The organism is Wolbachia endosymbiont of Drosophila barbarae, assembly GCF_044752445.1.
Taxonomy (GTDB): Bacteria; Pseudomonadota; Alphaproteobacteria; order Rickettsiales; family Anaplasmataceae; genus Wolbachia; species Wolbachia pipientis.
The window spans coordinates 1-6,886 of the sequence record NZ_JBIXJM010000203.1; the positions used below are offsets into that span (position 1 = coordinate 1).

A 6,886-nucleotide genomic window follows, 5' to 3' on the forward strand; every position below is an offset into this window, starting at 1 on the left:
TGACCTTACCCAGAAAAAGTAGAGAGAAAGTTAAGACGTTTTTATCATGAGAATAAATTGTGCAGGAATGCAATAGTTAATAGTAGAATGTCTACGTTATTTGTTATAAAAGATTTCTATGTATTCAAATATGGCAGTTCTGGTTTGTTGAGCGAGAAGTATCAATAAGCAGCTCCCTTTTAAGTGAACTTTTCTGCAACAGAGTTATCGTAACAACAGCCCTTATGGCTCATGCTGGAAATGATGTTTTTTGTATTCAATAGAAATTGGTAATTTTGAGAGGTATACTGTGACCCTTGATCGCTATGTAACAGCAGATTTTTATCGGGTTTGCGTTTATCAACGGCCATCAATAAAGAATCTATAACTAATTATCATGTTACTCATTAACCACCATGCGTGAATATAGGTCAATTATTGCCGCCAACAACCTTCTTTAGTTTTTATGTAGGTAATCCCAAACTTTATTTGGCTGATCAGTAGTAAAATTTTGATCCAATGTGTTCGGAGCCACAACTCGGTTGCTTATTTGCTGTTTTTTATTTTTGAACCTTCGTCTAAGCTTGGTTTTAATGCCATTTTCTTGCATAACACTTTGTACTGTTTTAATTTTTGCCTAAAGCTTTTAATTCAGCGTGAATTTTAGGGGCTCCATATCTGCATTTAGAAGCTTAATGTATTTTTTGAATATCTGCTAGAAGCCCTTCTTTTGCTAATTCTTTACTGCTTTTTTCCTTAGCAACCCATACCACCAGTACAAAACCCTACATAGTTCCTGTGTTTTATAGCAATTTCTATATAAAAGAATACTTTACTCTTTTTCTTTGCCCAGGGCTTTTTTTAAGATGTCTCTTTCTCTTATTAGCTCTTTTTTTAGATCAAATCTTTCTTTGTCATAAGGAGCCTTTGCCTGGAAATGCGTATGCTCCAGACATTTTTCCATCATATTTTCTTACTTAACATACTACCATCTATACCTAGATCTTTTGCTATTTTTGTACTTGCTTGACCTGTTTCTTTAACCAGCTTAACAGCTTCTAATTTGAATTCTGCTGTATATTCTCTTCTATTTGTCATATTTTGAAAAAACGTTTTATTTTACTCCAAAAACGTTTTAACTTTCTCTCTACTTTTTCTGGACTACTCCGAATCGGTTGACAAATTGGACATTTGATAAGCATAATTTGGAGCTTCTTGTGTAATGACTATATCATGAGCGTGACTCTCTCTTAATCCTGATGCAGTAATAGTAACAAATTTACAATTTTTTTTCATCTCTTCTATATTCCTATTACCAGTATACCCCATTGCAGCTTGCAATCCGCCAATCAATTGATGGATTACTCCTGAAGCTGGACCTTTGAATGGAACTCTTCCTTCCACTCCTTGTGGAACTAATTTGAGTTTTGAATCTTTATCTTGAAAATAACGGCTAGCTGAACCTCGTTTCATTGCACTAATAGATCCCATTCCTCGATAGCCTTTATATGCTCTACCCTTATACATAATAATCTCACCTGGGCTTTCGTCAGTGCCAGCAAAAATCGAACCAATCATCACAGAGTCAGCACCAGCTGCAATAGCTTTTGCAACATCTCCTGAGTATTTTACCCCACCATCAGCAATTAGTCTGACGTTTCTTGCTCTACACGCCTCTGCAACATTCTTGATTGCAGAGAATTGTGGCACACCAACACCTGTAACTATTCTGGTTGTACAGATTGATCCTGGTCCTATTCCAACCTTCACTGCATCAACACCCGCATCAATCAACGCTTCAGCAGCCTCCTTTGTTGCAATGTTTCCGCCAATTAATTGCGTATTAGGATACATCTTTTTTATTTCCCTAATGGTATTGATAACGTTTTCGGAATGACCGTGAGCAGTATCCACAACAACTACATCAACTTCTTCTCCGATCAAAGCTTCACATCTTTCTATACCATCTTTTTTACCAGTGCCAATTGCAGCGGCAACTCTGAGACGCCCTTTACTGTCTTTACATGAATTTGGGTATCTATTGTATTTTTCAATGTCTTTAACCGTAATTAAACCTATACAACAAGAATTTTCATCTACGACCAAAAGCTTTTCTATTCTATTTTCATGCAACAATTTCATTGCTGAGGCACTATTCACTCCCTGCTCCCGCACTGTCACTAACTTATCTTTTGTCATCACTTCGGAAACTTTTACATTCATGTTCTGGTCTTCAATAAATCTCACATCTCGGTTAGTTAAAATTCCAACTAACTTGCGTTGATCGACTACAGGAATGCCAGAATAATTGTGCTCTCTCATTAATGAAATTGCTTCCGCAACTGTTTTATCCGGTGAAATCGTAATTGGGTTATACACGATCCAACTTTCATATTTTTTCACCCTTCTCACTTCTAAAACTTGTTCATCTATTGATAAATTCTTATGTATGCAACCTATCCCTCCATGTTGGGCAATAGCTATTGCAAAGCCCGATTCAGTAACAGTATCCATTGCAGAGGATATGAGAGGGATATTTAGTTCTATACTGTTTGTTAAATAAGTTTTTGTATCTGCATCGCAAGGCAATATATTAGAATAGGCTGGCAAAAGAAGTATATCGTCAAACGAATAACAAGCTTCCATTTTTTTCATAGGCTTTATTTAAAGCTTATACGCCAATTAATTAAATTGCAATAGGCAAAATTAGCTAGGAGCCTTTAATTGTATAGCTCTAACTGTTTTTAGGAGATAGAAAAGCTATATAGTTGCTAATACATTTTATTGCAAAATAAGCATTCTACATTATTTGCCAGCAAACAAAACTGCTCAATAGTTAAGTTTTCTGGACGCTGGTTTCCGCTCAATTTAGCGTTTTCAAGGACAGTTTCAGCGTGGTTCGTTATATTTTGCAAGCTATTTCTCAGCATCTTTCTTCTTTGAGAAAAAACAGCACGTGTTAATTTTATTAAGGTTTCCAAGTTTACTACAAACTTTGGGGTAGGCAAAGGATTTACTGTAATTACTGAAGAATGTATTTTTGGTCTTGGAAAAAACTCTTTAGGTTCAATATCAAATTCCTTTTTTATATCGCATAGTAATTGGCTTAGCACTGATAAGGAACCATAATCTTTAGAATTGGGTCTTGCCGTAATGCGATCTGCTACCTCTTTTTGAAACATTAATGTCAAGTTCGTAAAAAATTTTATATTATTTAACCACTTTAAAAATAACACTACCGAGATATTGTAAGGCAAGTTAGCAATAACTTTAACTGGGCGCTCTATCAGCTCTTCTTCTATAACATGCAGTGCATCTGCTTCTATAATTTTATACTTTCCTTGATGCTCATTTAGCAGTTGATCATGGTGTTTTACTAAATCTCTATCTTTTTCTATAGAAAGTAGAGACTTTGGATTATGCACCAATATTTCTCTTGTTAATGCACCATATCCAGGACCAATTTCAATGACATTAAAATTTTCCAGACTACCAGCTAAAGCGACGATTTTTTTTGTTATCTCACTCGATAAAATAAAATTTTGCCCTAGACTCTTTTTTGGCTTCAGTAAAAATTTTTTCATATTATTTTCATTATACAGTATTTTAAAAATTAGTTGACTAAAATTCATTGATAATTGTATATTATTAATGAATTTAACGCCGGCTTAGCTCAATTGGTAGAGCAACTGACTTGTAATCAGTAGGTTGTCAGTTCAAGTCCGACAGCCGGCACTCTCACTCATATAAGTAAAGTTGATGTCCTTTTTAATAGTAGCAAACTGGAAAATGAATGGAATGCGTTCTTCATTTGTTGACTTTATAGGCAAACTTAACAACAAGAGCAACGAAATTACCTCTAAGCTAGTGATTTGCCCTCCTTTTACATCATTTCCAAGCAGTATAGAGTTGAACAATAATATTAATATAGGAGCACAGAATTGCCATCATAAAAAGTTCGGTTCTTACACAGGTGAAATTAGTGCAGAAATGTTAAAAGAACTAGGGTGTACTTACGTAATACTTGGGCATTCTGAAAGGGCTAATGAAAAAGATAGTGAAATAAAACTTAAGTCGCAAATAGCAATAGAATCAGGCTTACACCCAATTATCTGTGTGGGTGAAAATTCAGAAGATTATAAGAATGAAAAAACAAAAGAAGTAATAGAATATCAATGTAAAAACCGCTTGCCAACACACGGTGAATATATCGTAGCATATGAGCCAATATGGGCAATAGGCACAGGATGTGTACCAAGCAATGACGCAATTGCTGAGGTGATAGAGGTAATAAAATTGTGTACTGGTAAAAAACACATTATATATGGTGGTTCAGTCAGTTCAGAAAATATAGAAAATTTGCTCAGTATCTCAAATTTATCAGGAGTTTTAATTGGCAGTGCAAGCTTAGATTTCAATCACTTTTATAAAATTATACAACAAGTTGAAAAAAAGTTTTCTCTTATCAATTCTAAAAGTAGATAAGAGGGAATTACTCACTATAGAAATAGGGCTATCACGGGCGTCTCAGTAGATTCCGCTAACGCGTACTCCCTAGTCATACCGTCACGGTATCCGCTAACACGTAGCGAGATGAAGGTTGTCAAGGTGACACTGGTTTCCATACAAAAGTGGTGTCATCTAAGTAGCTGATACTGATTTCTATCCAAGACGCCAGTGCCCAGACTACTTGGATCCAGAAGACTTAATTTCAACCAAGTGGCTGCATAATAAAGGCTGGATTCCAGCGTCACGCGCTGGAATGACATCTTTCTTGGTGGACTCAAATCATAATGTTCGTACGGTTGTGGGCTTATAGCTTAGAAAATTAACGATATTTTATTCCCCGGTGAACGCTCTATTTTGTTTTCCAACTCTAGTTCCAAAAGAGCCATTAGAGCTATGTTGGTAGAAAGTCCGCTTGCTAATATAAGTTCATCTATATCAACAGGTACAGAGTTAATATGATCAACTATAACAGATTTTGCCTGTTGTAATTTTTCTTGTTTTTGGTTAACAGCACAGTGCTCAACATCAAATAGGTTTTTTTGCTGCGGAGGTAAACTAAACCTAACACTCTCTATTATGTCATCAGCGGACTCGATAAGCTTAGCACCGTTTTTAATTAAATAATTACTACCACTACAGCGTGAATCTAAAGGAAAACCAGAAACTGCAAACACCTCTCTCCCTTGATTTAAAGCAAAATCTGCTGTTATTAGAGAGCCAGAACGTTTCGATGCTTCAATCACTGCAACACCCAGCGATAGACCAGATATAATTCGATTCCTTTGAGGAAAATATTGAGGCTTTGGTTTAGTAGCAAATGGAAGCTCAGTAATTACTAAACCACCGTTCTCAGTGATTTTTTTATATAGATCAAAATTCTCTTTTGGATACACCACATCAATTCCGCTTGCTGTAACAGCAATAGTGGGGTGATTTTTGTATATTACACTGTTTGCTGCAGTATCAATTCCTCTTGCAAGTCCAGAAACGATAATAAAACCAGCTTCGCTTAAATCAAGTGCCAACTTATTGGCAAAATTTCTTCCATTCATTGAAGAGTTACGCCCACCGATTATTGCAATTATCTCATGGCTTAATAATGATATATCACCAAGTGCAGTTATTACAGGAGGACAATTCGAGATATTTCTTAAAAGATCAGGGTAATCTGGGTCACATGCGGGTATAATTTTAGCTCCAATTTTTTCTGCATTATTGATTTCTTCTCGTGCATCTTGAATGCCATACACCTTATTATTAGCCACCTTATTGAGATATTTCAACACCTCATCTAGCGATCCATGTGTTCTTAGTATACTAAAAAACTTTATTGGTCCTATAGTTCTAGCCAAGCTTAACCATACTTCTAATTCTTTGTTGTTCAATTTATTTATCTTCATAAAAGGCTTGAATTTCTTATCAATTTAGTGTACCCAAGATAATGCAAATATACAGTGTTTTATGACGCATTTTGTTACAGATAAATGCATAAAATGTAAATATACGGACTGTGTGGAAGTATGTCCCGTTGACTGCTTCTATGAAGGTAAAAACATGCTCGTGATTAACCCAGATGAATGTATTGATTGCGGAGTGTGCATACCTGAGTGTCCAGTAGATGCAATTGTAACTGATGATTCCATAAAAGATATTTTAGAACTAGATGAAGAGTTGCTGAGCAGCGAACAAAAAACTTTCAAGTTATTTTACGATATAAATGTAGAATACTCACAAAAATGGCCAAATATCACAGCTAAAAAGCAACCTCTTTATACAGCAGAAGAGTATAAGGAAAAAAAGGATAAAACAACTTATTTTGATGAAAATTTAGAATAATATTAACAAAGAAAAAGATCAGACTCCTTGCATAACCATATGAAAAACTAGCAACTCACTCTTTTTTGTCATTCCAACGCGTGACGCACAATCGTACAAACATTGTGCTACCAGGAGGGTGTCATCCCAGTCTGGAATGGCTTTGTTGCATCGCTCAAGTGAAAAGAACTGGCAGTTACTGACAAAATTCATTATAAATAGCCATTTAACTGTTGAAGAAAAAATATGCCACAAAAAATGAGAGTCAGTAACTGCCATGAATATAACAAATTTCTCCAAGAAAGAGGAAGCATTTTTTGTTATATCAATGACGCCATAGAAAATTGGTACGAGAATTGTCCAAAAATGCAGGGCGGCAACTATATTTATAGTGATAAAGTTGTGATTTTGGTGCATATAATCGTCAGTTTCTTTAGAATTGGTTTAAGACAAACAGTCGGGTTTATAAAAGGGTATTTGCAACAAATAGGAAGAGATTTGGCAGTTATCAGCTATTCACAAGCATCAAGAAGGTTTAAGAAACTTAATATTAAGATAAATGATTGCAGAATTGATAAAAATA

8 protein-coding genes, 1 tRNA gene and 1 pseudogene are annotated in these 6,886 nt (G+C 35.2%); 5 read left to right on the plus strand and 5 right to left on the minus strand.

Translation table 11 applies throughout. From position 1 onward, the window contains the following. Nucleotides 1-96: 96 nt before the first annotated feature. From ACIPNH_RS06765 to rsmA, 3 genes and pseudogenes are all read right to left on the minus strand, one after another. Nucleotides 97-1,077, minus strand: a pseudogene (locus ACIPNH_RS06765) (IS3 family transposase). A 63-nt stretch (nt 1,078-1,140) separates the two neighbouring features. Continuing rightward, on the minus strand, nt 1,141-2,634 hold the full coding sequence (guaB, locus tag ACIPNH_RS04565; RefSeq protein ID WP_400771953.1) for an IMP dehydrogenase: 1,494 nt from the start codon (nt 2,632-2,634) through the stop codon (nt 1,141-1,143). Nucleotides 2,635-2,750: 116 nt separating this feature from the next. Next, the gene (gene rsmA, locus ACIPNH_RS04570; protein WP_264723697.1) at nt 2,751-3,563 is read right to left on the minus strand and encodes a 16S rRNA (adenine(1518)-N(6)/adenine(1519)-N(6))-dimethyltransferase RsmA; all 813 of its coding nucleotides are present in this window, start codon (nt 3,561-3,563) and stop codon (nt 2,751-2,753) included. A 78-nt stretch (nt 3,564-3,641) separates the two neighbouring features. Here rsmA and ACIPNH_RS04575 point away from each other — a divergent pair. The 3 genes from ACIPNH_RS04575 to ACIPNH_RS04585 all read left to right on the plus strand — a co-directional run bounded on the left by ACIPNH_RS04575 (nt 3,642) and on the right by ACIPNH_RS04585 (nt 4,798). Next, nucleotides 3,642-3,714: transfer RNA gene (locus ACIPNH_RS04575), tRNA-Thr, on the plus strand. A gap of 24 nt (nt 3,715-3,738) precedes the next feature. Further along, nucleotides 3,739-4,464 (plus strand): triosephosphate isomerase, encoded by a 726-nt coding sequence (locus ACIPNH_RS04580; RefSeq protein WP_400771956.1) that lies wholly within the window; start codon nt 3,739-3,741, stop codon nt 4,462-4,464. A gap of 205 nt (nt 4,465-4,669) precedes the next feature. Then, entirely contained in the window at nt 4,670-4,798 is a 129-nt protein-coding gene (locus ACIPNH_RS04585; RefSeq protein ID WP_400771958.1) for a WPE palindromic element domain-containing protein, read from the plus strand. A gap of 1 nt (nt 4,799) precedes the next feature. Here the strand turns inward: ACIPNH_RS04585 and dprA are convergent, their stop codons facing one another. After that, a complete protein-coding gene (gene dprA / locus ACIPNH_RS04590; RefSeq protein ID WP_400771960.1) occupies nt 4,800-5,888 on the minus strand; it encodes a DNA-processing protein DprA in 1,089 nt (362 codons plus the stop codon). 61 nt (nt 5,889-5,949) lie between these two features. On the opposite strand from dprA, the gene ACIPNH_RS04595 reads away from it, so the two are divergent. Then, on the plus strand, nt 5,950-6,324 hold the full coding sequence (locus ACIPNH_RS04595; protein WP_096617230.1) for a ferredoxin family protein: 375 nt from the start codon (nt 5,950-5,952) through the stop codon (nt 6,322-6,324). An 18-nt stretch (nt 6,325-6,342) separates the two neighbouring features. Here the strand turns inward: ACIPNH_RS04595 and ACIPNH_RS04600 are convergent, their stop codons facing one another. Continuing rightward, entirely contained in the window at nt 6,343-6,516 is a 174-nt protein-coding gene (locus ACIPNH_RS04600; protein ID WP_400771962.1) for a hypothetical protein, read from the minus strand. Between the two features lie 33 nt (nt 6,517-6,549). On the opposite strand from ACIPNH_RS04600, the gene ACIPNH_RS04605 reads away from it, so the two are divergent. After that, nucleotides 6,550-6,886, plus strand: a 337-nt coding sequence (locus ACIPNH_RS04605; RefSeq protein ID WP_174515693.1) for a transposase, incomplete at its 3' end; no start/stop codon positions are given.